This window comes from Burkholderia sp. MSMB1078WGS (assembly GCF_001528895.1).
GTDB lineage: Bacteria > Pseudomonadota > Gammaproteobacteria > Burkholderiales > Burkholderiaceae > Burkholderia.
The window spans coordinates 123,199-148,844 of sequence record NZ_LPDI01000040.1; the positions used below are offsets into that span (position 1 = coordinate 123,199).

Genomic DNA, 25,646 nt, shown 5'->3' on the forward strand with positions numbered 1-25,646 from the left:
AGCATGGCAAGCCTTTCCATCCGTGACGTGTACAAGACCTACCCGAACGGGGTGCCGGTCCTGAAGGGTGTCGACATCGAGATCGAGGACGGACAGTTCCTGATCCTGGTCGGCGGCTCGGGCTGCGGGAAGTCGACGCTGCTCAACATGATCGCCGGCCTCGAGACCGTGACGAGCGGCGAGATCTGCATCGACGGCAAGGTCGTCAACGACCTGTCGCCGAAGGATCGCGACATCGCGATGGTGTTCCAGTCGTACGCGCTGTATCCGTCGATGACGGTGCGCGAGAACATCTCGTTCGGGCTGAACATCCGCAAGGTACCGAAGAACGAACAGCAGCAGATCGTCGAGCGCGTGTCGCAGATGCTGCAGATCCAGCATCTGCTCGACCGCAAGCCGGGGCAACTGTCGGGCGGCCAGCGCCAGCGCGTCGCGATGGGCCGCGCGCTCGCACGCGATCCGTCGCTGTTCCTGTTCGACGAACCGCTGTCGAACCTCGACGCGAAGCTGCGCATCGAGATGCGCGCGGAAATCAAGCTGCTGCACCAGCGCCTCGGCACGACGATCGTCTACGTGACGCACGACCAGATCGAGGCGATGACGCTCGGCGATCGCATCGCGGTGATGAAGGACGGTGTCGTCCAGCAGTTCGGCGCGCCGCAGGAGATCTACGATTCGCCGTCGAACCTGTTCGTCGCGGGCTTCATCGGCGCGCCGCCGATGAACTTCATTAATGGCAAGCTGGTCGAGCAGGGCAGCGGGATCGCGCTCGAGATCGACACGGGCCTCGCGCGCAGCGCGCTGCTCCTGCCGTTCGACGCGGCGAAGCTGAAGTCGCACGTCGGCCGCGAAGTGATTCTCGGGCTGCGTCCGGAGCGCATCACCGATGCGCGCAGCGCGCACAACGGCGAGGCGTCGCGGCTGCAGCCGATCGACGTGCGCGTCGACGTGACCGAGCCGACCGGCCCCGACACGCACGTGTTCGCGCAAGTGAACGGCAAGCGGATCGTGAGCCGCGTGCATCCGGCCGCGAACCCGCAGCCGGGGCAGACGCAGTCGCTGCTGTTCGACGTGTCGAAGGCGGTGCTGTTCGATCCGGCGTCGGAAGAGCGGATCGCGTGACGCGGCGTTCGCGCTGAACGAAGGAGAAGGGGCCGTTTCGAACGGCCCCTTTTTCGTTTCGGCGATGCAGCCGACGCGTCGGCGGAGGCGTCGGTCAGTGCGGCAACCGCACGTCGAACTTGAACGTCGCGAGCCGTGCGACGAGGATGAAGCCGGTCGCGAGCAGCACGCTGTACACCGAGTCGAACTGCAGCCACACGAGCAGCAGGTAGAACCAGCAGCCGACGAACGCGCAGGTCGCGTACGGCCGCGAATCGCGCAGGATCAGCGGGATGTCGTTGCACAGCACGTCGCGGACGATCCCGCCGACCACGCCGGTAATCACGCCCATCATCACCGCGATGAAGCGCGGCATCTCGGCGTCGAGCGCGATCGCCGTGCCCGAGATGCTGAAGATGCCGAGCCCGATCGCATCGGCGATCAGCAGCAGCCGTTCGGCCGACAGCCGCGACAGCATCCGCAGCACGAACGGCGCGAACAGCGCGAGCACGAAGATCGCGATCACGTAGTCGTCGTGCACGACCCAGTAGAACGGCCGGCGCTCGAGCAGGATGTCGCGCAGCGTGCCGCCGCCGAATGCGGTCGCGAGCGCGACGACGAACGTGCCGACCGAGTCGAGGCGGTTCTTGCGCGCCTCGATGAACCCCGAAATCGCGAAGGCCAGCGTGGCGATCGCCTCCAGTACCGCGATCGCGAGCGTCAGCCTAGGATGCGGCACGCGGCCCCCGGTCGGCCGGCGCCGCGTGCGGCTGCAGCAGCACCAGCACCGCGCCCGCGCCGCCGTCGTGGCCGCGGGCCTCGCAGAATGCGATCACCTCTTCCTTCTGCACGAGCCATGCGCGCACCTTGCCCTTCAGCACGGGCTCCTTGCCGATCGAGCCGAGCCCCTTGCCGTGGATCACGCGCAGGCAGCGCAGCCCTTTCTTGCCGGCTTCGCGGATGAATTCGGCGAGCGCATCGCGCGCTTCGTCGCGCCGCATGCCATGCAGATCGATCTGCGCCTGCACGATCCATGCGCCGCTCCTCAGCTTGCGCACCACCTCGCGGCTGATGCCGGGGCGGTGGTAGTACAGCGATTCGTCGCTGTCGAGCAGCGTCTCCGGATCGAATTCGTCCGACAGCGTCGCGTTCAGCACGGCTTCCTCGTCGCGCTGCGTCTGTTTCGGCACCGGGTCGGGCGGCATGCGGCCGGACGACGCGCGCGGCGGCGCGTTCAGCGGCCGGATCGCGCCGATTTCGTTGCGGAACAGGTTCGCGTCGGCTTCCGCCTTGCGCTCGGCCTTCGCGGCTTCGATACGCGCGCGTTCGCGACGATCGGCTTCGCCTTGCAGCGACTTACGCAACGCACCGAGGCCCGCGAGGCCCTGGCCGCGCAACGCGGCCGCATCGGGCGCGGGCGGCGGCGCCTCGGGCGCCGGGGTCACGGGACGGGCAGCGATCTTCCGCTTCGCGGGATCGCTCGGATGGGGCTGGTTCTTCGCCATGATTCGGTAACGGGGCAGGCGCGTTCGGGCGCGCGGGCACAAAAAAGCCGCTGCGCGGCGGCAGCGGCTTTCCGGTCGAGCCCGCTTCGCGGCAGCGGACGCCATTGTAGCGTCCGGCGCGGCAACGCTCCCGGCTTACTTCTTGTCGTGCAGGCTTTCCAGGTAGCGCTGCGCATCGAGCGCGGCCATGCAGCCCGTGCCCGCGCTGGTGATCGCCTGGCGGTACACGTTGTCCTGCACGTCGCCCGCGGCGAACACGCCCGGCACGCTCGTCGACGTCGCGTTGCCTTGCAGGCCGCTCTTCGTCAGGATGTAGCCGTCCTTCATCTCCAGCTGGCCCTGGAAGAGGTCGGTGTTCGGCTTGTGGCCGATCGCGACGAACACGCCCTGCACGTGCAGGTCTTCCGTCGCGCCGGTCTTCACGTTCTTGATGCGCAGGCCCGTGACGCCCGATTCCTCGCCCGTCACCTCGTCGAGCACGTGATCCCACTTGATGTCGACGACGCCTTCCTTTTGCTTCTCCAGCAGGCGGTCGATCAGGATCGGCTCCGCGCGGAACTTGTCGCGGCGATGGATCACCGTGACCTTCTTCGCGATGCCGGTCAGGTAGAGCGCTTCCTCGACGGCCGTGTTGCCGCCGCCGATCACCGCGACTTCCTGGCCGCGATAGAAGAAGCCGTCGCAGGTCGCGCAGGCCGACACGCCCTTGCCCATGAACGCTTCCTCGGACGGCAGGCCGAGATACTGCGCCGACGCGCCGGTCGCGATGATCAGCGAGTCGCACGTGTATTCGCCCGAGTCGCCGATCAGGCGGATCGGCTGCTCGTGCAGCTTCGCGGTATGGATGTGGTCGAAGACGATTTCGGTGTTGAAGCGCTCGGCATGCTCGAGAAAGCGCGCCATCAGCTCCGGACCCTGCACGCCGTTCGCGTCGGCCGGCCAGTTTTCGACGTCGGTCGTGGTCATCAGCTGGCCGCCCTGCGCGATGCCGGTGATCAGCACCGGCGACAGGTTGGCGCGTGCCGCGTAGACGGCGGCCGTGTAGCCGGCGGGGCCGGAACCGAGAATCAGGACTTTGGCGTGTTTGGGCGTGGACATGTGCGAATCCGTAAAAGGCGGCCGCGGCGGGCGGGGTAGGGCTCGCCGTACGATCCGGGTTGACCGGGATGCCGTCATAGATGGGTATCAGACGCGCATTATAAAGGCCCCGTTGCTGCGCTGCCGAACGAGAGTTTCAATCGTGACGATAGTGTTTCGCGGGCGGCCGGCCGGCGCGGCAAGCAGGGCGGGGCGCCAGCGACGACCCCGGCACCGCCGCATCGGGCGGCGCACTGCCACAGTCGAGCGCGAGTGACGGGCCGGCGCGTGTCGGGCTCGCACGCGCGGTATCCCGGTATCCGCTCGATGCGTGATCCCGGCCCTCTTATGTAACCGTCATTTACACTTGGCGGCGCGGTGCAGCGTTTACAATAAGCGCGATCGAACGACAGGCGGGCGCACGGCCCGTCCTCTTTATACGGATTCATGGCAAAAGCTCCTTATTCCGCCCAGGCACAGGCGTTGCCGCACCGGATGTCGAAGCTCCTCACGGAGATCCGCTGGATTCTCCAGGTCGCGCTCTGCGCCTTTCTGGTGATGGCCCTGCTGAGCTACAGCCGGCGCGATCCAAGCTGGACGCATGCCGCCCAGGTCGATCACATCTCGAACTGGGCCGGCCGCGTCGGCGCGTGGACGGCCGACATCATCCTGCTGCTGTTCGGCCTGTCGGCCTACTGGCTGATCGTGCCGCTCGGGCGGCGCATCGCCGTCAACTACCGCCGCATCACGCGCCACGACGCGATTCCGGACGAACCGGAGCGCCCGATCGGCTGGCTGACCGAAATCCTTGCGTTCGTGCTGGTCGTGCTCGCCTGCGACGGCATCGAGGCGCTGCGCATGTGGTCGCTGAAGGTGCAGTTGCCGCGTGCGCCGGGCGGCGTCGTCGGCGAGGCCGTCGCGGGTGCGATGTCGCATGCGTTCGGCTTCACGGGCGGCACGCTGTTGCTGCTGATCGCGCTCGCGATCGGCCTGTCGCTGTATTTCCGCTTCTCGTGGCTGTCGGTCGCCGAGCGGGTCGGCGGCGCGATCCTGTCCGCGGTCAACGTCGCGAAGCTGCGCCGCGAGGCCGAGCGCGACCGCAAGCTCGGTGAGGCCGCGGCGGTGCGCCGCGAAGGCAAGGTCGAGGAGGAGCGCGTGCGCATCGAGGATCACGAGCCGGTGACGATCGTGCCGCCGGTCGTCACGCCCGCGAAGTCCGAGCGCGTCGAGCGCGAGCGCCAGGTGCCGTTGTTTACCGACCTGCCGGGCGATTCGACGCTGCCGCCGGTGTCGCTGCTCGATCCCGCGCCGAAGACGCAGGAAGCGATTTCCGCCGATACGCTCGAATTCACGTCGCGCCTGATCGAGAAGAAACTGAAGGACTTCGGCGTCGAGGCGAGCGTCGTCGCCGCGTATCCGGGCCCGGTCGTCACGCGCTACGAGATCGAACCGGCCACCGGCGTGAAGGGCAGCCAGATCGTCAACCTCGCGAAGGATCTCGCGCGTTCGCTGTCGCTCGTGTCGATCCGCGTGGTCGAGACGATTCCCGGCAAGAACTACATGGCGCTCGAGCTGCCGAACCAGCGCCGCCAGACGGTGCACCTGTCGGAGATCATCGGCTCGGAGGTGTATGCGGCCGCAGCGTCGGCGCTGACGCTGAGCCTCGGCAAGGACATCGGCGGCAAGCCGGTGTGCGCGGATCTCGCGAAGATGCCGCACCTGCTGGTGGCCGGTACGACCGGTTCGGGCAAGTCGGTCGGGATCAACGCGATGATCCTGTCGCTGCTGTACAAGGCCACCGCCGAGCAGGTGCGCCTGATCCTGATCGATCCGAAGATGCTCGAGATGAGCGTCTACGAAGGCATTCCGCACCTGCTGTGCCCGGTCGTCACCGACATGCGCCAGGCCGGCCATGCGCTGAACTGGACGGTCGCGGAGATGGAGCGCCGCTACAAGCTGATGAGTAAGCTCGGCGTGCGCAACCTCGCCGGCTACAACAACAAGATCGACGAGGCGGCGAAGCGCGAGGAGAAGATCCCGAACCCGTTCAGCCTGACGCCGGACGATCCCGAGCCGCTCGGCCGGCTGCCGAACATCGTCGTCGTGATCGACGAGCTGGCCGACCTGATGATGGTCGTCGGCAAGAAGGTCGAGGAGCTGATCGCGCGGATCGCGCAGAAGGCGCGTGCGGCCGGCATCCACCTGATCCTCGCGACGCAGCGGCCGTCCGTCGACGTGATCACCGGCCTGATCAAGGCGAACGTGCCGACGCGGATTGCGTTCCAGGTGTCGTCGAAGATCGACTCGCGCACGATTCTCGACCAGATGGGCGCCGAATCGCTGCTCGGGATGGGCGACATGCTGTACCTGCCGCCCGGCTCGGGATTGCCGGTGCGCGTGCACGGCGCGTTCGTCGCCGACGACGAAGTGCATCGCGTCGTCGAGAAGCTCAAGGAGCAGGGCGAGCCGAATTACGTCGAGGGCCTGCTCGAAGGCGGCACCGCCGACGGCGACGAGGGCTCGGCCGGCGCGGGAACCGGCGAAGGCGGCGGCGAGTCTGATCCGCTGTACGACCAGGCGGTCGAGATCGTCATCAAGAACCGCCGCGCGTCGATCTCGCTCGTGCAGCGTCATCTGCGGATCGGCTACAACCGCGCGGCGCGGCTGCTCGAGCAGATGGAACAGTCGGGGCTCGTGTCGGCGATGTCGTCGAGCGGCAACCGCGAAATTCTTGTGCCGGCGCGCGACGCGGAATGAGTCCGCGGCGCCGGCCACCCAGGGAGAAAACCGCAATATGCAGCAACATTCGTTCGCAATGTCTCTTCGTTCGACGCGGCGCTGGCTCGGCGCGGCGCTCGCCGGCGCATCGCTGATGCTCGCGGCGACGCACGCGTTCGCGGGCGGCACCGTGCAACTGAAGGCCTTCGTGTCGCAGGTACGTTCGGCGAAGGGCGATTTCACGCAGCAGATCGTCAAGGCGCCGGCCAAGGGCGCGAGCGCCGCGCAGGCCGCGCCGAAGCCCACCGACAATTCGAGCGGCACGTTCGTGTTCTCGCGGCCTGGCAAATTCATCTGGACGTATCAGAAGCCGTACCAGCAGGTGCTGCAGGCCGACGGCGACAAGCTGTACGTGTACGACCGCGACCTGAACCAGGTCACCGAGCGCAAGCTGAACGGCGCACTCGGTGCGAGCCCGGCCGCGATCCTGTTCGGCAGCAACGATCTCGACAAGAGCTACACGTTGCGCGATGCCGGCGAGAAGGGCGGCATCGAGTGGCTCGAGATGCTGCCGAAGGCGCAGGACACGCAGTTCCAGCGGATCGGCATCGGCTTCCGGAACGGCACGCTCGCCGCGATGGAGCTGCACGACGTGTTCGGCAACGTGACGCTGCTGACCTTCACGAACATCCAGACGAACCCGCCGCTGAAGGGCGATACGTTCAAGTTCGTCGTGCCGAAGGGCGCGGACGTGATCAACGGCTGACGGGCGCCGCGCGCTGCTTTTCCGCAAAGGGCCTGCCGGCGACGGCAGGCCCGTGTCGTTTCTGTGGGTGGGCACCGGCCCGGACACCGGGCGCGGCGGCGCCGTCGTGCGGCTGTCATAATGTCGAGTCCGGCGGCCGGTTCGGCCGCCATCGTTTGATGTGGAGCGAGGGTTCATGTCCGACCTGTTTCAAGTCGAGCCGCGCCGGCCGCTCGCCGAGGCGCTGCGGCCGAAAACGCTCGCCGAGGTGATCGGCCAGACGCATTTGCTGGGCGAAGGCAAGCCGCTGCGGCTCGCGTTCGAATCGGGCAAGCCGCATTCGATGATCCTGTGGGGGCCGCCCGGCGTCGGCAAGACGACGCTCGCGCGGCTCACCGCGCTCGCGTTCGACTGCGAGTTCATCGCGCTGTCCGCGGTGCTCGGCGGCGTGAAGGACATCCGCGAGTCGATGGAGCAGGCGAAGGACACGCTGAACCGCACCGGGCGCCACACGATCCTGTTCGTCGACGAGATCCACCGTTTCAACAAGGGGCAGCAGGATGCGCTGCTGCCGTTCGTCGAGTCGGGCCTCGTGACCTTCATCGGCGCGACGACCGAAAACCCGAGTTTCGAGGTCAATTCGGCGTTGCTGTCGCGTGCGCAGGTGTACGTGCTGAAGTCGCTGAACGACGACGAGATGCGCCAGTTGCTGAAGCGTGCGCAGGACATCGCGCTCGACGGCCTCGCGTTCGACGACAAGGCGATCGATACACTGGTCGGCTACGCGGACGGCGACGCGCGCCGCTTCCTGAACCTGCTCGAACAGGCGCAGACGGCGGCGACGTCGGCCGGGGTCGCGACGATCGATGCCGATTTCGTCAGCAGCGCGATGACGCTGAACGCGCGGCGCTTCGACAAGGGCGGCGACAACTTCTACGACCAGATTTCGGCGCTGCACAAGTCGGTGCGCGGCTCGAGCCCGGACGGCGCGCTGTACTGGTTCTGCCGGATGCTCGACGGCGGCGCGGATCCGAAGTATCTCGCGCGGCGCATCGTGCGGATGGCATGGGAAGACATCGGCCTGGCCGATCCGCGCGCGTTGCAGGTGGCGAACGACGCCGCCGAAACCTACGAGCGGCTCGGCTCGCCGGAAGGCGAACTCGCGCTCGGGCAGGCCGTGATCTATCTCGCGTGCGCGGCGAAGAGCAACGCCGGCTACAACGCGTTCAACCAGGCGATGGCGTTCGTGAAGCAGGACAAGTCGCGCGAGGTGCCCGTGCACCTGCGCAACGCGCCGACCAAGCTGATGAAGGAGCTCGGCTACGGTCACGCTTATCGTTACGCGCACGACGAGCCGAACGCGTACGCGGCCGGCGAGACGTACCTGCCGGACGGGATGCGCGAGCCGCGCTGGTATCAGCCGGTGCCGCGCGGGCTCGAATCGAAGATCGCCGACAAGCTTGCATGGCTGCGCGAGCTCGATCGCGAGGCCGGCAAGAAGGACTGATGGCGCCGCGCGGGGCGCTCCGGCCTGCGCCGCCGCGGATGCGTCAGCGCTTGTTGCGGCCCGGCGGTTGTTTCTTCCAGTATTCGAACGGCTCTTCGTGGCATTCGATGTCGAGTTCGGCGACTCGCGCATGCAGGCGTTCCTGCGCGTCGGCGATCGCGAGGTTGTAGATCGCCGGCGCGATTTCCTGGACGAAGAAATGCAGCAGCGCGCCGGCCTGGATGTTGCCGATCGGCTCGTCCATGTTTTCTGTGAAATAACGTTGCAGCGACGCGATCGCGCGGTCGCGTAGATCCTTGTCGAGTTCGATGGTCATCGGATTCCCTGGAGGCTGTGACGCGGAGCCGGCGCTCCGCTCGATTCGGTTGCCGCGAGCCGGCGCGGGCGTATCGCGAGCGTATTGCGATCCGTCATCGCGAGGCGCGCGGCCATTCGCCGGCCGCCGATGCGGCGGACCGCCAGTGCGATACTGCCATGGCCGCCCATTTGCGACATCGTCCGTCCGGACGGTGCCGTGGCGGCCGCGGGGTGCGTTAGAATTCCCGTCTTACACAACGATTTTCCAAGTCCTCCCATGCTCGACATCCAGTTGCTGCGCAAAGACCTCGACGGCGTCGCCAAGCGCCTCGCCGATCGCGGCTACACCCTCGACGTCGCCGCGTTCTCCGCCCTCGAGGCGGAGCGCCGCGCGATCCAGACCCACACCGAAGAGCTTCAGGCGCGCCGCAACAGCCTGTCGAAGCAGATCGGCGCGATGAAGGGGAAGGGCGAGGACACGTCGGCCGTGATGGCCGAGGTCGGCGGGATCGGCGACGACATGAAGGCGTCGGAAGCCAAGCTCGGCGAGATCCAGGCGCGCCTGTCCGACCTGATGCTGGGCATGCCGAACGTCGCGCACGAAAGCGTGCCGGTCGGCAAGGACGAAGCCGACAACGTCGAGGTGCGCCGCTGGGGCACGCCGCGCCAGTTCGACTTCGAGGTGAAGGATCACGTCGACGTCGGCACGCCGCTCGGTCTCGATTTCGAGACGGGGGCGAAGCTCGCCGGTGCGCGCTTCACGATGCTGCGCGGCCCGATCGCACGCCTGCACCGCGCGCTCGCGCAGTTCATGATCGACACGCACACGCAGCAGCACGGCTATACCGAGACGTATACGCCGTACATCGTGAATCCCGAGATCCTGTACGGCACGGGCCAGTTGCCGAAGTTCGCGGACGACATGTTCCGCGTCGAGAAGGGCGGCGCGGAAAACACGGTCACGCAATACCTGATTTCCACGTCCGAGATTTCGCTGACGAACACCGTGCGCGAGTCGATCGTCGACGCATCCGCGCTGCCGATCAAGCTCACCGCGCATTCCCCGTGCTTCCGTTCGGAAGCCGGTTCGTACGGCCGCGACACGCGCGGGATGATCCGTCAGCACCAGTTCGACAAGGTCGAGATGGTGCAGGTCGTCGCGCCGGAAACGTCGTACGCGGCGCTCGACGAGATGGTCGGCCACGCGGAAGCGATCCTGCAGAAGCTCGGCCTGCCGTACCGCGTGATCACGCTGTGCACGGGCGACATGGGCTTTTCGGCCGCGAAGACGTTCGACCTCGAGGTGTGGCTGCCCGCGCAGAACACCTATCGCGAGATCTCGAGCTGCTCGAACACCGAGGCGTTCCAGGCGCGCCGGATGCAGGCGCGGTTCCGCAACGCGCAAGGCAAGCCGGAGCTCGTGCATACGCTGAACGGTTCGGGCCTGGCGGTCGGCCGCACGCTCGTCGCGGTGCTGGAGAACTACCAGAACGCGGACGGCTCGGTCACGGTGCCGGAAGTGCTGCGTCCGTACATGGGTGGCATCGAGCGGATCGACGCGCCGGCACAGGCGTCGTAACGCGGGCCTTCCGAAGCCCTGCAAAAAAATTTGCCGAAAGGGCTTGTCAGCCAAGAAAAGATCGTTTTATAATCTTTTCTTTCGCGGAAACGACCAACCGCGAAATGCAGTAAGGAAGGAGAGGTGGCAGAGTGGTCGAATGTACCTGACTCGAAATCAGGCGTACGGTTTCCCCGTACCGTGGGTTCGAATCCCACCCTCTCCGCCAAAATACGAAGCCCCTTGATCCGGAAGGATCAAGGGGTTTTTCGTTTTGAGCCGCCGGTGCAATGTGTCGATTGCCGATGCGGCGACGGCAGGCCGGCTACCGGCGCATCGGGTCGTGCCGAGACAATAGCGATTCCACTGCGCGCACGATGGTGCCGCATCGTCGATGCAGTCTCGCTGCATGACGAGCCGACCCGCCGGCGACGAACCGACCGTCGGAAGTCCTGACGGTTATTTTGCCGATTGAGGTCATCGCGGTCGTGGATCTTCGCAGCGCTCGTCGAGCGCGCCACGGCCACGCCGCAGAAGGACCATGTTCGATTAGGCGTGACGGCGTAGCTGCCACACCGAGCGCGCGCAAAACCGGCGCGTCGACCGTTTCAAGCCGCGTCCGCCGGCTTCTCCCCCATCCCGAACGATCACGCCGCCGCCGGATACTGCGCCAGCACCCTGTCGCGGATCGACGGCTTGATGTTCGAGTGCGCCATGTCGCCGCGATAGTGCGCGACCACGCGCGGGTTCATCACGCGATACCAGAGCGGCGGGACGTACGCGAGCAGGATCATCGTCGCGTAGCCGGCCGGCAACTGCGGCGCATCGTCGAAGTGGCGCAGTGCCTGGTACGAGCGCGTCGGATTCGCGTGATGGTCGGCGTGTCGCTGCAACTGGTACAGGAACAGGTTCGTGACGACGTGATTGCTGTTCCACGAATGCTGCGGTGTGCAGCGTTCGTAGCGGCCGCTTGGCAGCTTGCGACGGCCGAGCCCGTAGTGTTCGACGTAGTTCACGACTTCGAGCAGCGACGCGCCGTAGACGGCCTGGATCACGAGGAACGGGATCGCGACCTTGCCGGCCACCGCGATCGCGATGCCCCACACGACCGCAGTCATCGCCCACGCGTGCAGCACTTCGTTGCGCCAGGTCCACGGCGAATGCCCGAGCCGTTCGAGGCGAGCCTTTTCGAGCCGCCACGCCGAGCGGATGCTGCCGGTCACCGTGCGCGGCAGGAATGCCCAGAACGACTCGCCGTAGCGCGCGCTCGCCGGATCCTCGGCCGTCGCGACGCGCACGTGATGGCCGCGATTGTGCTCGACGTAGAAGTGGCCGTAAGCGACCGGCGCGAGCGTGATCTTCGCGAGCCAGCGTTCGAAGCGGTCGGTCTTGTGTCCGAGCTCGTGCGCGGTATTGATCGAGATGCCCGTCGCGGCGCCGAGCGAGAGCGCGAAGCCGACGTAGTCGTACCACGCGAGCGTATGCGTGCCGACGATCCACACGCACATGAAGAACGCGACGTATTCGACGAAAGTCGCGAGATAGACGATGTGCCGGTAATAGCGCTCGCGTTCGAGATGCGGCACGACGGCTTCGGGCGGATTGTCGCGATCGTCGCCGATCAGCGTGTCGAGGATCGGGATCACGCCGAACGCGAACAGCGGGCCGAACCACCAGAACACGTGAAGGCCCGTTGACAGCGCGAGCTGCGCGGCGAGGATCGGCAGCGTGATCGTCAGCGCGCCGAGCAGCCACAGATAACGCTTGCCATCCGACCAGCCCGAAGCCGGTCCGTCGGTCATTGCCATTGTCTCCCTCCAGTCGGCCGGCCCGCGGGCGGCCGCATGCAACATCGTTCGAATCCTCGTGGTCCGCGACGCGCGCGGCAGCCGGATCGTCGTCCGGTTCTGCCTGTTATACGACCGGTGCGCGCGCTTGCCAAACTCCGGCGCTAGGCGCGTCGCTCCAAACGACGGGGTGCGCGCAACATGCGTCGGGGAGGGGCCGACGCGCGCTGATTGAAACATGCCGACGCGGGTGGATCGGCCCTCGGCGGCGAGATGTTTGTCGGAGGAATGACTCCGCAGGCGGCAAGCACAGGTCGGTACGGCGAGTTACAACAAATGTTGCGTTGCAATAGAGAGGTCGACGAAGGAGGGGCGCAGCGGGCTTTTCGTTTGCTTATATTACGGAGCATTACGGTCGCGGCGATGCAATGCAACGCGGCTCGAAACCGGACGACCGCGCGTCGCAAGGAGAACGACGCGAAGCGTCGGATCGCCAGATCGCGCTCACCGTCGGCGGGCCTGCGTCGATGTGCTGATGCTGCACCTGCACACCGGGCGGCGCGTATCGCCGCTGATGACATCTGCCGCCTTTCGATCCGCGCCGCCATTTGAAAATTACGATTTGACTCATGCCCCGCTTTCGGTTGAAGCTACTAGCTTGCTGTCCGAAGGGGGCTGTGCCTGCATGAGTTCGACCTTGACCGTTCGTCGTATCGCTGCCGATCAGGGCGGCGTGTATCGCGAACTCCGCGCCGCGTCGCTGCGTGAGCCCTACGCACCCGGCGAAGCGCCGGAGGCCGAATTGCTGACCGTCGAAACGGACGAGGCGTCGGCGATTGCCGCGCAGCGCGCCGTGTCCGACGAGTCGACGACTTTCCTGCTGTACACCGAAGGCCACCCGGCCGGCATGATCGGCGCGTATTTCGACAACAGCCCCGATCGGCGCGCGTTCGTCAGCGAATTGTGGGTCGCGCATGCGGTGCGTCACCTGCGCGGCGGCGTGCTGCTGCTGGAGACGGCCACCGCATGGCTCGCCGAGCGCGGCGCCACCGACGTCTACGCGTGGATCGCCGATGCGAACCGCAACGCGATCCGCTTCTACGAGCGTGCCGGCTTCGGCAACACCGGCGAACACGCACCGATCGCACGGATGCCCGGCGCGATGAAATCGCTGTTCGTGTCGCAGGTGAAGCACTGACGCGACCTCAAAAAGGCCACAGCGTGGCGCGATGACAGCCCGGTCGCCCACCGGCCCGCCCGCTGGCCGGTGGCGCGTCCGCGCGGGTCGCCGCCACGCCTCGTCCCAAAAATAATGGCCGCACGCGTGGACGCCTGTAAAATACGCAAAAAATTTTTGCAGAGTGTCCATGTCGCTTAAAAAATCGCCATTCTTCGAGCTGCGCAGCGGATCGGTCGATACGTTGCTGTTCACCGTGAAGACGACCGATCTCGATGCGTTGCGTACCGAACTGGTCAAGCGCTTCGAAGCGACTCCCGAGTTTTTCGCCGACGATGTCGTCGCGATCGACGTCCGCCGCCTGGCTGACGGCGAACGCGTCGCGCTCGCGGACATCCGGCAGATGCTGAACGACGTGCGGATGCGTCCGGTGGGCGTCGTCGCACTGGCAACGCAGGGCTGGGCGGGGGAAGCCGGCCTGCCGTTGCTGGAGGCGCGCGATCGCCGCGCGCCGGCCGCGAAACCTGCCGACGAAGCGGAACCGGCGGCCGTGCCAGCCGCCGAAACCGCCGCCGCTGCGGCAACCGCAGCGGCGCCCGAACAGTCGTCGGAGCCCGCGCCGACGCTCTCGCAGGCCGGCGGCCAGACGCTGGTGATCGACCGGCCGCTGCGTTCGGGGCAGCAGATTTACGCGAAAGGAGACCTCGTGGTGCTCGCGCCGGTCAGTCACGGCGCGGAAATCATCGCGGAAGGCAATATCCACATCTACGCGCCGTTGCGCGGCCGCGCGCTCGCGGGCGTGCACGGCAATCACGACGCGCGCATTTTCTGCACGTGTCTCGAACCGGAACTGATTTCGATCGCGGGTATCTATCGAACGACCGAGAACCCGCTGCCCGCCGACGTACTGGGCAAATCGGTGCAGATCCGGCTCGAAGAGGAAAAACTGATGATCGAACCGCTGCGGCTGACGTGATTCACGCGGTGCGCTCCGGATCGATCGGCTCTCATTGACGAACACAGGGTATTGGGTAAATGGCAAAAATCATCGTGGTGACCTCGGGCAAGGGCGGCGTGGGCAAGACGACGACGAGCGCGAGCTTCGCGTCGGGCCTCGCGCTGCGCGGCCACAAGACGGCCGTGATCGACTTCGACGTCGGCCTGCGCAACCTCGATCTCATCATGGGCTGCGAGCGTCGCGTCGTGTATGACCTCGTGAACGTGATCCAGGGCGAAGCGAACCTGAACCAGGCGCTGATCAAGGACAAGAAGTGCGAGAACCTGTTCATCCTGCCGGCGTCGCAGACGCGCGACAAGGATGCGCTGACGCGCGACGGCGTCGAGAAGGTGCTGAACGACCTCGTCGCGATGGACTTCGAATACATCGTCTGCGATTCGCCGGCCGGTATCGAGGCGGGCGCGCTGCACGCGATGTACTTCGCGGATGAAGCGCTGATCGTCACGAACCCGGAAGTGTCGTCGGTGCGCGACTCGGATCGCATTCTCGGCATCCTGTCGTCGAAGACGAAGCGCGCGACCGAAGGCAAGGAGCCGATCAAGGAGCACCTGCTGATCACGCGTTACAGCCCGAAGCGCGTGAGCGAGGGCGAGATGCTGTCGCTCGAGGACATCAGCGAGATCCTGCGCATCAAGCTGATCGGCGTGGTGCCCGAGTCGGAGGCCGTGCTGCACGCATCGAACCAGGGTCTGCCGGCCGTGCACATCGACGGCACCGACGTCGCGGAAGCGTACAAGGACGTCGTCGCGCGCTTTCTCGGCGAGGACAAGCCGCTGCGCTTCACCGATTACCAGAAGCCGGGCCTGCTGCAGCGCCTCTTCGGCAGCAAGTAACGGAGGCCGCCCATGTCCATCCTTTCGTTTCTCCTCGGCGAGAAGAAGAAGTCCGCATCGGTCGCGAAGGAGCGCCTGCAGCTCATCATCGCGCACGAGCGGGTCGGCGGCCGGCCGCCGGCCGATTACCTGCCCGCGCTGCAGAAAGAGCTCGTCGCGGTCATCTCGAAGTACGTTCATATTTCCGACGATGACATTCGCGTGAGCCTCGAGCGCCAGGACGATCTCGAAGTCCTCGAAGTGAAGATCGAGATCCCGCAAGCCTGACGCTTGCGCGCGTCCTTCCGCACGGCGGCGCCCGCCGCCGTGCGCGTCTTACGCCCTGTTGCACTTTCGGGCACGCCGTAACACGGCGCCTGTCGGCCGTAATCGACCCTCCCGCATTGAACGAATACGCTCGCGTGACTTGTTCAACCCGGAGGTTGTGATGGCCGTTTCTACCGTTTCACGTCGTATCGTTTCGCTCGCGCTGTTCGCTGCGGGCCTGTCAGCCGTCGTCGCGCCGTGTGCCGCGCATGCGGACGAGATGCTCGTCGGCATGCCCGTGCTCGCGCCGCAGGGGCGCATGGTCATCGCGGAGCCGGTCGCCGTGCGCACCGCGGAAATCGTCGTCGTCGCGCCGAATGCGCCGCCGCCCGTGCGCTACGAGGTCGTACCGGCCACGCGCGTGGGCTATGTGTGGGAGCGCGGGCACTGGCACTGGGATCATGGCCGCTACGTGTGGATCGGCGGCCACTGGGAAGCCGAGCGCGTGGGCATGCAATGGGTGCCGGGGCATTGGGACCAGCGCGGCCCGAACTGGTTCTGGACGCGTGGCCACTGGGCTTGACGGAGGCGCGCGATGAAAAGAACCGCAATCGCCATCGTGCTCGTCGCGATCACGCTGGCCGGGTGCATCGTCGTGCCGGCGCGGCCGGTCTACTACCGGCCGGCACCCGTCGTGATCTACTGAGCGTCGCGGGGGCCGTGCCGCTGCGCCGGACCGTCTGCGTCGGTCGCGGCCGGCCCGGCATCGTGCGGCGCATGCGCGGCGCTATCGGCCGCCGCGGCGGCCGGCTCGTCGCCGCCTTCGTCGCGCAGCGTGTCGAGCGGATCGGCGGGGGCCGCGTTCGCATCCTGGGGTTCGGTCACGTCGGTCACGTTGCCCGCAGTGGCCGCTGCGGCGGCCGCTGCCGGCGCGGCGGCAGCGGCCGGCGGCGCGAGATAGCGCTGCGCGAGCGTTTCGTAGAGCGGTGGCGCGAAAAAGCGCGAGACCCGGCTCGATACCAGTGCGGTCGCCATCAGCGAAATCACCAGCGCATGACCGTTGATCATTTCCATCACGATCACGAACGACGTGATCGGCGACTGCGTGACGGCGGCGAGATAGCCGACCATCGCGAGCGCGATCAGCATCGGCAGGCTCATGTTGCTGAACACGGCGTGCAGCAGGTTGCCGAAGCCGGCGCCGATCGACAGCGACGGCGCGAAGATCCCGCCAGGGATGCCCGGCAGGTACGACGCGACCATCGAGATCATCTTCAGGAACGGATAGAACACCGACAGCTGCTGGCTGCCGTCGAGCAGGCCGCGCGCCTCGGCATAGCCGCTGCCGAACGTCGTGCCGCCGGATACGAGGCCCACGACGGCGATCGCGAAGCCGCACAGCGCGGCGAACGCGATCGGCCGCTCGCGATACAGGCCCAGCAGTTGCGCGGGCAGCCAGCGTCCCGTGTTGAGCAGCAGCCAGCAGAACAGGCCGCCCGCGATGCCCGTCACGATCGCGGTGACCAGTACCGCGACCGCCAGCAGTTTCGGGAAATGGAGGCCGGCGTCGATCGTGCCGAAATACGTGTAGTTGCCGTTCAGGCCGAGCGCGACGACGCCGGCGAGGATGATCGCGGTGATCAGTACGCCGCTGGCGCGCGCGGAGAAACTGCGGGTCAGCTCCTCGATCGCGAACACGATCCCGGCGAGCGGCGTATTGAAGGCGGCCGACAGCCCGGCCGCCGCGCCGGCCAGCACCAGCTGGCGTTCGATCTGCGCGTTCGAGCGCGGGTAGAAGCGCCGCAGGTTGAACATCAGCGCCGCACCCACCTGTACCGTCGGCCCTTCGCGACCGATCGTGAAGCCGCCCAGGATGCCGAGGAACGAGATCAGCACCTTGCCGAACAGGATGCGCAGCGTCAGCAGCCGGGCGCCGAATGCGCTCGGGCGTGCATGCAGCGTCGCGATCACCTGCGGGATGCCGCTGCCCTCGGCGCCGCGAAAAAAGCGCCGCGTGATCCATGCCGACATCGCGGCGATCGCCGGTGTCAGCAACAGCGGCAGCCAGACGGCGTGATCGCGCATCGCGCGGAAGGTCTCGTAACCCCAGTCGATCAACCGGGCGTACAGTACGGCGGCGAGGCCGACGACGATCGCGCCCAGCCAGAAAACACCATATTGGCGCCAGATTCGCAGTGAGCGGCGGGTGAGGGCGGGAAACAGCGCGGGGAGGGCGGGGCGCGGCATTGGGGCGGGCCGGAGGAGCAAAGAGTCGATTATAAAAAGAACCGGATGCCGGCGGGGACGACAAAAGCCCGAATGGGGCGACAAAAATTCACAAAACAGATGCAATTTGTTGCAAATGTAATGCCCGCGTAATGTCTGCACATAGCAACCGTCGTTAGCATGCCGAGATGGCCAGTCGAGGATTCCCCCGCAAATCGTGAAACGCATCCTTATCGTGAAAGTGACGTCGCTCGGTGACGTCGTCCAGACGCTGCCTGTCGTTGCCGACCTGCATCGCGCCTTCCCCGGCGTGACGGTCGACTGGGCCGTGGACGAATCGTGCGCGGAGGTCGTACGCTGGCATCCGGGCGTGAGCGTCGTCCTGTGCGCGCCGCTGCGCCGCTTCAAGAAAATGCGCAACGCCGGTGACCTGAAGGCGATCTCGGCATCGATCGGTGCGTTGCGTGCGCATCGGTACGACGCGGTCATCGATCTGCACGGCGTCTACAAGAGCGCGATCATTTCGTCGCTGGCGCGCGCCGCGCGCCGCGTTGGCTATCAGACGCAGGATCTCGGCGAAACGGGCGCGCGCTTCGCGTATTCGCACCGTTTCGGTCCGCGACCGGACTGCGATGCATGGCACGGGATGCGCGTGAGTGCCGGCGAAGCGCTCGGCTACGTGCCCGAAGGGCCTGCCGCGTACGGCATCGTCGCGCCGCGGGACGCGAGCCTGCCAGCCGCCGTGACCGACGGCGGGCCGTTCATGCTGCTGTTCCATGCCACGTCCAACCCCGACAAGAAGTGGCCGGCCGAGCATTGGGCCGCCCTTGCCACGCAGATGATGGCGCGCGGCGTGCGCGTGCTGCTGCCGTGGGGATCGGCGGCCGAGCACGACGATGCGCGGGATATCGCCGCCCGTGCGCCGGGCGCGATCGTGTTACCGGCGATGACGGTGCGTGAGCTCGGCGCGGCGCTTGGCCGGGCTGCGCTCGTGGTGGGCGTCGATACGGGGTTCGTGCACATGGCGCATGCACTGCAGCGGCCGACCGTGATGATTTTCGTCGCGACGTCGCGCCACCATTGCGGCATCGGCGGTGCGCCGACGGCGCTGTCGATCGGCGAGCCGGGCGCGATACCGACCGTCGGCGAGGCGCTGGACGCGATCGACACGGTCTGCCCGGCCTACGGCGCGTTGCGCGCGCGGCTGTCCGCCTGACGCGGCGCGGCGGCCGCGATCAGGCCAGCAACATCTCGACCGTGACGACGGCGGCAATGGCCGCCAGATTCGCCAGCAGCGCCTCGAACACGAGGCCGCGCCAGGTCTTCGGCCGGAACCGCAGCGCGAGCAGTAGCGCGCCACCCAGCGCGAGTGCGAGGATCAGGACGAGATCGGCGTTGGCGAGGCGGATATTCATGGCGGCGGCTCCTGTCGGGGGCGGGATCCGAGGGCGCGTAACGACGCGCCCAGGATCGAGTATAGAGAGCGCTCGCCGCCGCACAACCCGGGGCGCCCCGGAGGGTCAGACGAGCGACGCGTCCCGCGTTTCGCGCATCAGCAGTACGCCGATCAGGCTGATCGCCGCGGCCACCGACACATAGCCGCCGACCCACGACAGCCCGCCATGCGCAGCCAGCAGTTGCGCGATATACGGTGCGATCGACGCACCGAGAATCCCGCCGAGGTTGTACGCCACGCCCGCGCCCGTATACCGGACGTTGGTCGGGAACAATTCCGGCAGCAGCGCGCCCATCGGGGCGAACGTCACGCCCATCAGGAACAGCTCGATCGTCAGGAACAGCGCGACGAGCGGCATCGAGCCGCTGCCGAGCAGCGGCTCCATCGCGAATCCCGACAGCAGCGCCGCGATCGCGCCGACGACCAGCACCGGCTTGCGACCGAAGCGGTCCGACGCCCAGGCGGACAGCGGCGTCGCGAGGCCCATGAAGACGACCGCGAAGCACAGCAGGCCGAGGAAGCTCTGGCGCGGAATATGCAGCGTCGACACGCCGTACGACAGCGAGAACACCGTCGAGATGTAGAACAGCGTGTAGCAGACGACCATCGCGAGCGCGCCGAGCAGCGTCGGCTGCCAGTGCTGCGTGACGAGCGTCGCGACCGGCACGCGCACGCGCTCGTTGCGATCGAGTGCGGCCTGGAACGCGGGCGTTTCGGTGATCTTGAGTCGCACGTACAGGCCGAGCGCGACGAGCACCGCGCTGACGAGGAACGGGATGCGCCAGCCCCAGCTGCGGAACTGCTCGTCGGACAACGACAGCGCGAGCGCGAAGAACAGCCCGTTCGACATCAGGAAGCCGACCGACGGCCCCAGTTGCGGGAACATCCCGAACCAGCCGCGCTTGCCCTGCGGCGCGTGCTCGGTCGCGAGCAGCGCCGCACCGCCCCATTCGCCGCCGAGGCCGATCCCCTGGCCGAAGCGCAGCACGCACAGCAGTACCGGCGCGAGCGCACCGATCGCGTCGTAGCCGGGCACGAAGCCGATCGCGGTGGTGGACACGCCCATCACGAGCAGCGATGCGACGAGCGTCGATTTGCGGCCGATGCGGTCGCCGAAGTGCCCGAACAGGAACGAGCCGATCGGGCGCGCGATGAACGCGATGCCGAACGTGACGAACGCGGACAGCGCCTGCGCCGTCGCCGAGCCGTGCGGGAAGAACACGGGGCCGATGACGAGCGCGGCGGCTGTCGCGTACACGTAGAAATCGTAGAACTCGATCGCGGTGCCGATGAAGCTCGCGAACACGATGCGCCGGTGGCTGACGGCGCCGGCCGAACCGGTTGCGTGTGCAACGGCCGGGGGGGATGCGGACATGGATGTCTCCGTTTTGTCGTTGGGGCGGTCGGCCGAGCATGAACTCGGGCAGGCGCTTGCCTGCCGGGAACAGCCGGGCAGATGATGATGCGGATGACGCGGTGGCGGCGTGGACGCGCGCCGTGGCGCGGACGTCACCCGCCGGTCGACGATGGAGACGGGTACGTCGCCGCCCGGTGCCGGCGTGGTCGGCTCGCTTGCCGGGTGGGGCGCGCGAACGCACGCGCGGCGTGATGGCCGCGCGAGTGCGGAAAATTATAGCCACCGCCGCCGCTCACCCGCAATCGGGTCGCGGCGGCGCGTCAATCGATCGATTGCGCCTGCGCGGACGCGGTGCTTTGCAGCTGGAAGTGACCGTCGTCGTTGAAGAGCCAGCCTTCCATCAGTTCGAGCCGGCCGTTGCCGTCGAGCAGCCGCGACGGCGGCGCCGGCAGCGGCGCCGAGCGGCGCAGCGACGCGAGCGCGAGCGCTTCCGCTTCGCTGTCGCCGTTGCTGCGATAGACGGATGCATTGATGACGCGGCCGCTGCCGTCGACGGTGAAGGCCACGACGACGAGCGAACGCAGCATGGCCTGCGGTGTGCCGTGCAGCATCCCGGACGGATTGCGTTCGGCGACACGATGGGCGACCTCGACGCGATACTGGTCGAGGCTGCCGCTGCGTGTGACGGACGGAATCGTCAGGACCGAGCGTAGCGACGAAGGTGGCGTGATCGTGCACGCGGCAAGCAGGGCGACGGCGGCCAGCGCGGCAACACGCAGCCGGGCGACGCGCGGACGGAGAAGGGGGCGCATGAGGTGACGGCCAGGAGGGACGATAAAAAAATGATAGGCGCACCGACGCGACGCGATATGGGGAGAAACGCATAGCGCGCGGGACCGGTCGCTGCGATCGCTGATGATGGCGGCCGGGCGCCGCGTCGAGCAACGTGCGTGTGCATGGTGCGCCCCGATGCGACGCGACATGTGACAGCGCCACATCGGGGCACGCGCGTGTTGCGAAGTTGAAAGCCACGGCATGCCGCGATCCGTCCGGGCGGGCGGCGCGCTCGGCCGATGCGGCAATTTCGGCTGGCCGTCCGCTCGATCGCAAGCGATGCGGGCCGGCCGCGTCAGAAGCCGTGCGTCACGAGCGACAGTACCGACAGGTCGGGATGTGTGCCGTCGATGATGCTCTTGCCGATGTGCACGGCTTCGTGGGCGGCCTCGTCGAGGCTCGCGAAGCTTTCCTCGCCGTCCGCGTGGAACGGCACCGCATGGCCGGGCAGCGCGGGATTCGCACCCGGATGACATACGTAGCCGGTGTAGGTATAGCGCGTGTCGCTGCCGGGCACCGCGGCCGGCACGACATGGATCTCGAAGCCTTCGTAATCGACGTGGTTCGTCGCGGTCGACAGGTCGGTCATGGCGATCTCCGTGTGCCGTACGCAAGGGTGGCGCGTGCGGCATCGAATACGCGGCGGCGTTCGTGTCGCCGTGTTGAACGAATTCTAGGCGATGGCGGGGTGGGTCGGGAGGCGTGCGGCGGTGGTGTGGCGACTTCCGGCCGGGTGCGCATACCATGCCGATTCGGCGCCGACGATCGGGCGCCGATTCCATTGGCGAGCGACGGAAGCGGGGATTGTCGTATTGATCGCGTGCGGCGCCGCCGCCCCGGCGTGCCAGCCAGGTGCCGCGCAGGGCACGGCGCAAACGCGCGTTCCGACTCGATCGACAGGCGTGTCGCACCGCGACATCGCTACTTGCAGCGCGCGTCCTTGCGTTGCACGACGACGATCACCGGATACTTCTGGCCGTGATCGAGTTCCACGCGCGCGACGACGGTCAGCGTCGCAGGATCGGAATCGTCGTATACGCTGACCTGTTCGTTGCGAAGGTAGGTCACGCCGGTGCAGTTCGACGTGCGCCCGTCGTCGCCCACCTTGCACTGAAGCTCGTTGTCCTTCAGGTAGTTGTACGGCGACGGACTGGCGAGGTATTCGCTCAGGCCGCGCGGCGAACCGCCGACGCCGGTTACGTACGCGATCGCGCACGACGCCTGTGCGTCGCTGCCGGCGGCGGTGTCGGCCGCTGCATGCGTGCTGACGACGGCCAGCACGGCGACGAGCGACGAGACGAGGAAGGGCTTCATGACGTGGATTTCCCGTTTCGCGAATCGGAGCGCGGGATTGTAACGGCATCCGGCGGGGCGCGTCGGAATGTGCGGAGCGCACGTGTGCGGCCAAACAAAAACCCCGTCATTCCGGGAATGGACGGGGTTGGGCGAACTTCCTGGCGGAAGCGGTGAGATTCGAACTCACGGACAGTTTCCCGTCGCTGGTTTTCAAGACCAGTGCCTTAAACCGCTCGGCCACGCTTCCACACGAGGCGGCATTGTAACCGAAATGCCGCCGGGTTCATCCGGTCAGTCGTCGCGCAGGAACAATTCCTGCAGGTCGTTGAGGAAACGCTGGCCGAGCGGCGTCGGCGCGATCCGGGTGAAATCGCGTGTGATCAGTCCACGCCGCTCCGCTTCCTTCAGCGCCGGCTCGATCGTGCTCATCGGCAGGCCCGTGCGTTCTACGAAGCTGTGCACGGGGAAGCCCTCGACGAGCCGCAACGTGTTCAGCATGAATTCGAACGGCAGGTCGCGCGCGCCGACTTCACGCTCTTCCTGCACGGCCGTGCCGGCCTTCGCCTGCTCGATGAAGGTCGCCGGATGCTTGTAGCGCGCCTGCCGCAGGATCCGGTTCGGGAACGACAGCTTCGTGTGGGCACCCGCGCCGATCCCGAGATAGTCGCCGAAGCGCCAGTAATTCAGGTTGTGCTTGCACTGATGATTCGGCTTCGCGTATGCGGACACTTCGTAGCGCTCGTAGCCGGCTTCGGCCGTGCGCGCATGAATCCATTCCTGCATGTCGGCCGACGCGTCGTCGTCGGGGACGACCGGCGGGAACTTCGCGAACAGCGTATTCGGCTCTAGCGTCAGGTGATACAGCGACAGGTGCGGCGGCGCGAACGACAGCGCGGTCTCGATGTCGGTGCGGCATTCGTCGAGCGTCTGGTTCGGCAGCGCGAACATCAGGTCGAGGTTGAAGTTGTCGAAATTCTTCGCGGCGATCTCGACGGCCGCGCGTGCCTGCGCGGTGTCGTGAATCCGGCCGAGCGCCTTCAGGTGCGCCTCGTTGAAGCTCTGGATGCCGACCGACAGGCGATTCACGCCGCTCGCGCGGAACTGCGCGAACTTCGCGGCTTCGAACGTGCCCGGATTCGCTTCGAGCGTGATCTCGGCATCGGCGTCGAGCGGCAGCAGCGCACGCACGTCGGACAGCATCCGATCGAGGCCGGCCGCCGACAGCAGGCTCGGCGTGCCGCCGCCGATGAACACGGTATGCACCTGCCGACCCCACACGAGCGGCAGCGCCTGCTCGAGGTCGGCACGCAGCGCGTCGAGATATTCCGCTTCCGGAAACCGCTCGCCTTTCCATTCGTGCGAGTTGAAATCGCAGTACGGGCACTTGCGCACGCACCACGGGAAATGCACGTACAGCGCGAGCGGCGGCAGCGACGTGAGGCGCACCTGGCCGGGCGACGTGAAGGTCGCGACGACGCGTGCACCGGTTTCCGCGGCCTGGCTCATGCCACCTCCTGCGGCGAAGCGATATCGGGGACGGTCATGCTTCCTCCGCGAGCCGTGCGAGCAGCGCCTTCAGCGCCAGCGCGCGATGGCTGTGCGTGTTCTTCACGGCCGGCTCGAGTTCGGCGGCCGTCGCGCCGAGCGACGGCAGGTAGAAATACGGGTCGTAGCCGAATCCGTGTTCGCCGCGCGGCGTATCGACGATCTCGCCGGCCCAGCGCCCTTCGGCGAACAGCGGTTCCGGATCGTCCGCATGGCGCACGAGCGCGAGCACGCAGCAGTAGTAGGCCCGCCGGTCGTCGACGCCGCGCAACTGCTCGACGAGATACGCATTGTTCGCCGCGTCGCCCTTGGCGCGGCCCGCACGCTGCGCATAGCGCGCCGAATAGACGCCCGGCGCGCCGCGCAGCACGCGCACGCACAGGCCGGAATCGTCGGCGATCGCCGGCAGCCCGGTGAGCCGCGACGCGTGGCGCGCCTTGGTCAACGCGTTCTCGATGAACGTGCCGAACGGCTCTTCCGCCTCCGGCACCGCGAGGTCGCCCTGCGGGACGATCTCGATGCCGACCGTCGAGAACAGCGCGGTGAATTCGCGCAGCTTGCCCGGGTTGTTCGATGCGAGCACGATGCGCGACAGCGGCGCGAGGGTGAGGTCGTCAGGCATGGCTCGTGCCCAGGACATCTTTTTGCAACCGCACGAGCTCGGCGATCCCGCCCTGGGCGAGGTCCAGCAGCGCATTCATCTCGGCGCGCGAGAACGGCACGCCTTCGGCCGTGCCCTGCACTTCGACGAAGCCGCCCGCGCCCGTCATCACGACGTTCATGTCGGTGTCGCAGCGCGAATCTTCCGCGTAGTCGAGATCGAGCACGGGCGCGCCTTCGTACACGCCGACCGAGATCGCGGCGACATGGTCGGTGATCGGCGAGCGTGCGAGCTTGCCGGCCGCGATCAGCGTCGACACGGCGTCGTGCGCAGCGACGAACGCGCCGGTGATGCTGGCCGTGCGCGTGCCGCCGTCGGCCTGGATCACATCGCAGTCGATGTGGATCGTGCGCGGGCCGAGCGCCTCGAGATCGAATACCGCGCGCAGCGCGCGGCCGATCAGGCGCTGAATTTCCTGCGTACGGCCCGTCTGCTTGCCGCGGGCGGCTTCGCGGTCGCTGCGCGTGTGGGTCGCGCGCGGCAGCATCCCGTATTCGGCGGTCAGCCAGCCTTGCCCGCGCTCGCGCAGGAACTCGGGCACGCGTTCGGCGACGCTTGCGGTGCAGAGCACCTTGGTGTCGCCGAATTCGACCAGCACGGAGCCTTCGGCGTGTTTCGTGTAGTGGCGCGTGAGGGCGACCTTGCGCAGTTCGTCGGCGCGGCGGCCGCTCGGGCGGGAAACGGAAGACGTCATGGGGAAAT

General features: G+C 67.1%; 25 protein-coding genes and 2 tRNA genes. 12 read left to right on the plus strand and 15 right to left on the minus strand.

Translation table 11 applies throughout. The features are described 5' to 3' along the window. Positions 1–3: 3 nt before the first annotated feature. The gene (locus WT24_RS11180) at positions 4–1,122 is read left to right on the plus strand and encodes an ABC transporter ATP-binding protein (RefSeq protein WP_059791592.1); all 1,119 of its coding nucleotides are present in this window, start codon (positions 4–6) and stop codon (positions 1,120–1,122) included. A gap of 94 nt (positions 1,123–1,216) precedes the next feature. Here WT24_RS11180 and WT24_RS11185 read toward each other — a convergent pair whose 3' ends face one another. The 3 genes from WT24_RS11185 to trxB form a co-directional block, all read right to left on the minus strand. Further along, complete coding sequence (locus tag WT24_RS11185; RefSeq protein ID WP_006491172.1) at positions 1,217–1,840, minus strand: trimeric intracellular cation channel family protein; 624 nt, start codon at positions 1,838–1,840, stop codon at positions 1,217–1,219. Next, on the minus strand, positions 1,827–2,606 hold the full coding sequence (locus WT24_RS11190) for a Smr/MutS family protein (RefSeq protein WP_034206656.1): 780 nt from the start codon (positions 2,604–2,606) through the stop codon (positions 1,827–1,829). The genes WT24_RS11185 and WT24_RS11190 overlap by 14 nt, the downstream gene beginning before the upstream one ends. A 135-nt stretch (positions 2,607–2,741) precedes the next feature. Beyond that, a complete protein-coding gene (trxB, locus tag WT24_RS11195; protein ID WP_059499913.1) occupies positions 2,742–3,704 on the minus strand; it encodes a thioredoxin-disulfide reductase in 963 nt (320 codons plus the stop codon). A gap of 426 nt (positions 3,705–4,130) precedes the next feature. On the opposite strand from trxB, the gene WT24_RS11200 reads away from it, so the two are divergent. The 3 genes from WT24_RS11200 (at position 4,131) to WT24_RS11210 (ending at position 8,653) form a co-directional block, all read left to right on the plus strand. Next, positions 4,131–6,440 carry a DNA translocase FtsK gene (locus WT24_RS11200; RefSeq protein ID WP_059499914.1) on the plus strand — a complete coding sequence of 770 codons (2,310 nt, stop codon included), beginning with the start codon at positions 4,131–4,133 and terminating at the stop codon, positions 6,438–6,440. Between the two features lie 37 nt (positions 6,441–6,477). Next, positions 6,478–7,167, plus strand: coding sequence for an outer membrane lipoprotein chaperone LolA (gene lolA, locus WT24_RS11205; RefSeq protein ID WP_060033511.1), 690 nt, complete (start codon positions 6,478–6,480; stop codon positions 7,165–7,167). A gap of 175 nt (positions 7,168–7,342) precedes the next feature. Beyond that, positions 7,343–8,653 (plus strand): replication-associated recombination protein A, encoded by a 1,311-nt coding sequence (locus WT24_RS11210; RefSeq protein WP_059499916.1) that lies wholly within the window; start codon positions 7,343–7,345, stop codon positions 8,651–8,653. Between the two features lie 43 nt (positions 8,654–8,696). Here WT24_RS11210 and WT24_RS11215 read toward each other — a convergent pair whose 3' ends face one another. Then, complete coding sequence (locus tag WT24_RS11215; protein WP_059499917.1) at positions 8,697–8,969, minus strand: DUF2164 domain-containing protein; 273 nt, start codon at positions 8,967–8,969, stop codon at positions 8,697–8,699. A 258-nt stretch (positions 8,970–9,227) separates the two neighbouring features. On the opposite strand from WT24_RS11215, the gene serS reads away from it, so the two are divergent. Further along, complete coding sequence (gene serS, locus WT24_RS11220; RefSeq protein WP_059499918.1) at positions 9,228–10,529, plus strand: serine--tRNA ligase; 1,302 nt, start codon at positions 9,228–9,230, stop codon at positions 10,527–10,529. Positions 10,530–10,646: 117 nt separating this feature from the next. Next, positions 10,647–10,737: transfer RNA gene (locus tag WT24_RS11225), tRNA-Ser, on the plus strand. 418 nt (positions 10,738–11,155) lie between these two features. Here WT24_RS11225 and WT24_RS11230 read toward each other — a convergent pair. After that, entirely contained in the window at positions 11,156–12,316 is a 1,161-nt protein-coding gene (locus WT24_RS11230) for an alkane 1-monooxygenase (RefSeq protein WP_060033514.1), read from the minus strand. Between the two features lie 553 nt (positions 12,317–12,869). On the opposite strand from WT24_RS11230, the gene WT24_RS11235 reads away from it, so the two are divergent. From WT24_RS11235 to WT24_RS11255, 5 genes are all read left to right on the plus strand, one after another. Then, a complete protein-coding gene (locus WT24_RS11235) occupies positions 12,870–13,493 on the plus strand; it encodes a GNAT family N-acetyltransferase (protein WP_257127200.1) in 624 nt (207 codons plus the stop codon). A gap of 169 nt (positions 13,494–13,662) precedes the next feature. Next, positions 13,663–14,448 (plus strand): septum site-determining protein MinC, encoded by a 786-nt coding sequence (minC, locus tag WT24_RS11240; RefSeq protein ID WP_059499921.1) that lies wholly within the window; start codon positions 13,663–13,665, stop codon positions 14,446–14,448. A 59-nt stretch (positions 14,449–14,507) separates the two neighbouring features. Beyond that, positions 14,508–15,323: a septum site-determining protein MinD gene (minD, locus tag WT24_RS11245; protein ID WP_006476635.1), complete on the plus strand. Its 816-nt coding sequence runs from the start codon at positions 14,508–14,510 to the stop codon at positions 15,321–15,323. 12 nt (positions 15,324–15,335) lie between these two features. Next, positions 15,336–15,590 (plus strand): cell division topological specificity factor MinE, encoded by a 255-nt coding sequence (minE, locus tag WT24_RS11250; protein WP_006476634.1) that lies wholly within the window; start codon positions 15,336–15,338, stop codon positions 15,588–15,590. 160 nt (positions 15,591–15,750) lie between these two features. Further along, positions 15,751–16,152: a YXWGXW repeat-containing protein gene (locus tag WT24_RS11255; RefSeq protein WP_060033517.1), complete on the plus strand. Its 402-nt coding sequence runs from the start codon at positions 15,751–15,753 to the stop codon at positions 16,150–16,152. A 116-nt stretch (positions 16,153–16,268) separates the two neighbouring features. On the opposite strand, the gene WT24_RS11260 is transcribed toward WT24_RS11255, so the two are convergent. Then, entirely contained in the window at positions 16,269–17,816 is a 1,548-nt protein-coding gene (locus tag WT24_RS11260) for a chloride channel protein (RefSeq protein WP_060033520.1), read from the minus strand. Positions 17,817–18,012: 196 nt separating this feature from the next. On the opposite strand from WT24_RS11260, the gene waaC reads away from it, so the two are divergent. Further along, a complete protein-coding gene (gene waaC / locus WT24_RS11265; protein ID WP_060033524.1) occupies positions 18,013–19,011 on the plus strand; it encodes a lipopolysaccharide heptosyltransferase I in 999 nt (332 codons plus the stop codon). A gap of 19 nt (positions 19,012–19,030) precedes the next feature. Here waaC and WT24_RS11270 read toward each other — a convergent pair whose 3' ends face one another. The 9 genes from WT24_RS11270 to rph all read right to left on the minus strand — a co-directional run bounded on the left by WT24_RS11270 (position 19,031) and on the right by rph (position 25,638). After that, complete coding sequence (locus tag WT24_RS11270) at positions 19,031–19,210, minus strand: hypothetical protein (protein WP_059499925.1); 180 nt, start codon at positions 19,208–19,210, stop codon at positions 19,031–19,033. Positions 19,211–19,315: 105 nt separating this feature from the next. Continuing rightward, positions 19,316–20,626: an MFS transporter gene (locus WT24_RS11275; protein WP_059499926.1), complete on the minus strand. Its 1,311-nt coding sequence runs from the start codon at positions 20,624–20,626 to the stop codon at positions 19,316–19,318. A 302-nt stretch (positions 20,627–20,928) separates the two neighbouring features. Then, positions 20,929–21,420: an energy transducer TonB gene (locus WT24_RS11280; protein ID WP_059499927.1), complete on the minus strand. Its 492-nt coding sequence runs from the start codon at positions 21,418–21,420 to the stop codon at positions 20,929–20,931. Between the two features lie 317 nt (positions 21,421–21,737). Then, entirely contained in the window at positions 21,738–22,031 is a 294-nt protein-coding gene (locus WT24_RS11285) for a hypothetical protein (protein WP_059499928.1), read from the minus strand. A gap of 332 nt (positions 22,032–22,363) precedes the next feature. Then, positions 22,364–22,756, minus strand: coding sequence for a hypothetical protein (locus tag WT24_RS11290; RefSeq protein WP_059499929.1), 393 nt, complete (start codon positions 22,754–22,756; stop codon positions 22,364–22,366). Positions 22,757–22,897: 141 nt separating this feature from the next. Next, positions 22,898–22,985: transfer RNA gene (locus tag WT24_RS11295), tRNA-Ser, on the minus strand. Between the two features lie 44 nt (positions 22,986–23,029). Next, positions 23,030–24,244: a radical SAM family heme chaperone HemW gene (gene hemW / locus WT24_RS11300; protein ID WP_059791578.1), complete on the minus strand. Its 1,215-nt coding sequence runs from the start codon at positions 24,242–24,244 to the stop codon at positions 23,030–23,032. A 34-nt stretch (positions 24,245–24,278) separates the two neighbouring features. After that, a complete protein-coding gene (rdgB, locus tag WT24_RS11305) occupies positions 24,279–24,905 on the minus strand; it encodes an RdgB/HAM1 family non-canonical purine NTP pyrophosphatase (RefSeq protein WP_059499952.1) in 627 nt (208 codons plus the stop codon). Next, positions 24,898–25,638, minus strand: a complete 741-nt coding sequence (gene rph / locus WT24_RS11310) for a ribonuclease PH (RefSeq protein ID WP_059499953.1) — start codon at positions 25,636–25,638, stop codon at positions 24,898–24,900. The genes rdgB and rph overlap by 8 nt, the downstream gene beginning before the upstream one ends. Between the last annotated feature and the right edge of the window lie 8 nt (positions 25,639–25,646).

Coding starts and splice junctions, on each gene's coding strand:
- WT24_RS11180 (WP_059791592.1), top strand. CDS start 4: ATGGCAAGCCTTTCCATCCGTGACGTGTACAAGACCTACCCGAACGGG.
- WT24_RS11190 (WP_034206656.1), bottom strand. CDS start 2,606: ATGGCGAAGAACCAGCCCCATCCGAGCGATCCCGCGAAGCGGAAGATC.
- trxB (WP_059499913.1), bottom strand. CDS start 3,704: ATGTCCACGCCCAAACACGCCAAAGTCCTGATTCTCGGTTCCGGCCCC.
- WT24_RS11200 (WP_059499914.1), top strand. CDS start 4,131: ATGGCAAAAGCTCCTTATTCCGCCCAGGCACAGGCGTTGCCGCACCGG.
- lolA (WP_060033511.1), top strand. CDS start 6,478: ATGCAGCAACATTCGTTCGCAATGTCTCTTCGTTCGACGCGGCGCTGG.
- WT24_RS11210 (WP_059499916.1), top strand. CDS start 7,343: ATGTCCGACCTGTTTCAAGTCGAGCCGCGCCGGCCGCTCGCCGAGGCG.
- WT24_RS11215 (WP_059499917.1), bottom strand. CDS start 8,969: ATGACCATCGAACTCGACAAGGATCTACGCGACCGCGCGATCGCGTCG.
- serS (WP_059499918.1), top strand. CDS start 9,228: ATGCTCGACATCCAGTTGCTGCGCAAAGACCTCGACGGCGTCGCCAAG.
- WT24_RS11230 (WP_060033514.1), bottom strand. CDS start 12,316: ATGGCAATGACCGACGGACCGGCTTCGGGCTGGTCGGATGGCAAGCGT.
- WT24_RS11235 (WP_257127200.1), top strand. CDS start 12,870: ATGACATCTGCCGCCTTTCGATCCGCGCCGCCATTTGAAAATTACGAT.
- minC (WP_059499921.1), top strand. CDS start 13,663: ATGTCGCTTAAAAAATCGCCATTCTTCGAGCTGCGCAGCGGATCGGTC.
- minD (WP_006476635.1), top strand. CDS start 14,508: ATGGCAAAAATCATCGTGGTGACCTCGGGCAAGGGCGGCGTGGGCAAG.
- minE (WP_006476634.1), top strand. CDS start 15,336: ATGTCCATCCTTTCGTTTCTCCTCGGCGAGAAGAAGAAGTCCGCATCG.
- WT24_RS11255 (WP_060033517.1), top strand. CDS start 15,751: ATGGCCGTTTCTACCGTTTCACGTCGTATCGTTTCGCTCGCGCTGTTC.
- WT24_RS11260 (WP_060033520.1), bottom strand. CDS start 17,816: ATGCCGCGCCCCGCCCTCCCCGCGCTGTTTCCCGCCCTCACCCGCCGC.
- WT24_RS11270 (WP_059499925.1), bottom strand. CDS start 19,210: ATGAATATCCGCCTCGCCAACGCCGATCTCGTCCTGATCCTCGCACTC.
- WT24_RS11275 (WP_059499926.1), bottom strand. CDS start 20,626: ATGTCCGCATCCCCCCCGGCCGTTGCACACGCAACCGGTTCGGCCGGC.
- WT24_RS11280 (WP_059499927.1), bottom strand. CDS start 21,420: ATGCGCCCCCTTCTCCGTCCGCGCGTCGCCCGGCTGCGTGTTGCCGCG.
- WT24_RS11285 (WP_059499928.1), bottom strand. CDS start 22,031: ATGACCGACCTGTCGACCGCGACGAACCACGTCGATTACGAAGGCTTC.
- WT24_RS11290 (WP_059499929.1), bottom strand. CDS start 22,756: ATGAAGCCCTTCCTCGTCTCGTCGCTCGTCGCCGTGCTGGCCGTCGTC.
- hemW (WP_059791578.1), bottom strand. CDS start 24,244: ATGAGCCAGGCCGCGGAAACCGGTGCACGCGTCGTCGCGACCTTCACG.
- rdgB (WP_059499952.1), bottom strand. CDS start 24,905: ATGCCTGACGACCTCACCCTCGCGCCGCTGTCGCGCATCGTGCTCGCA.
- rph (WP_059499953.1), bottom strand. CDS start 25,638: ATGACGTCTTCCGTTTCCCGCCCGAGCGGCCGCCGCGCCGACGAACTG.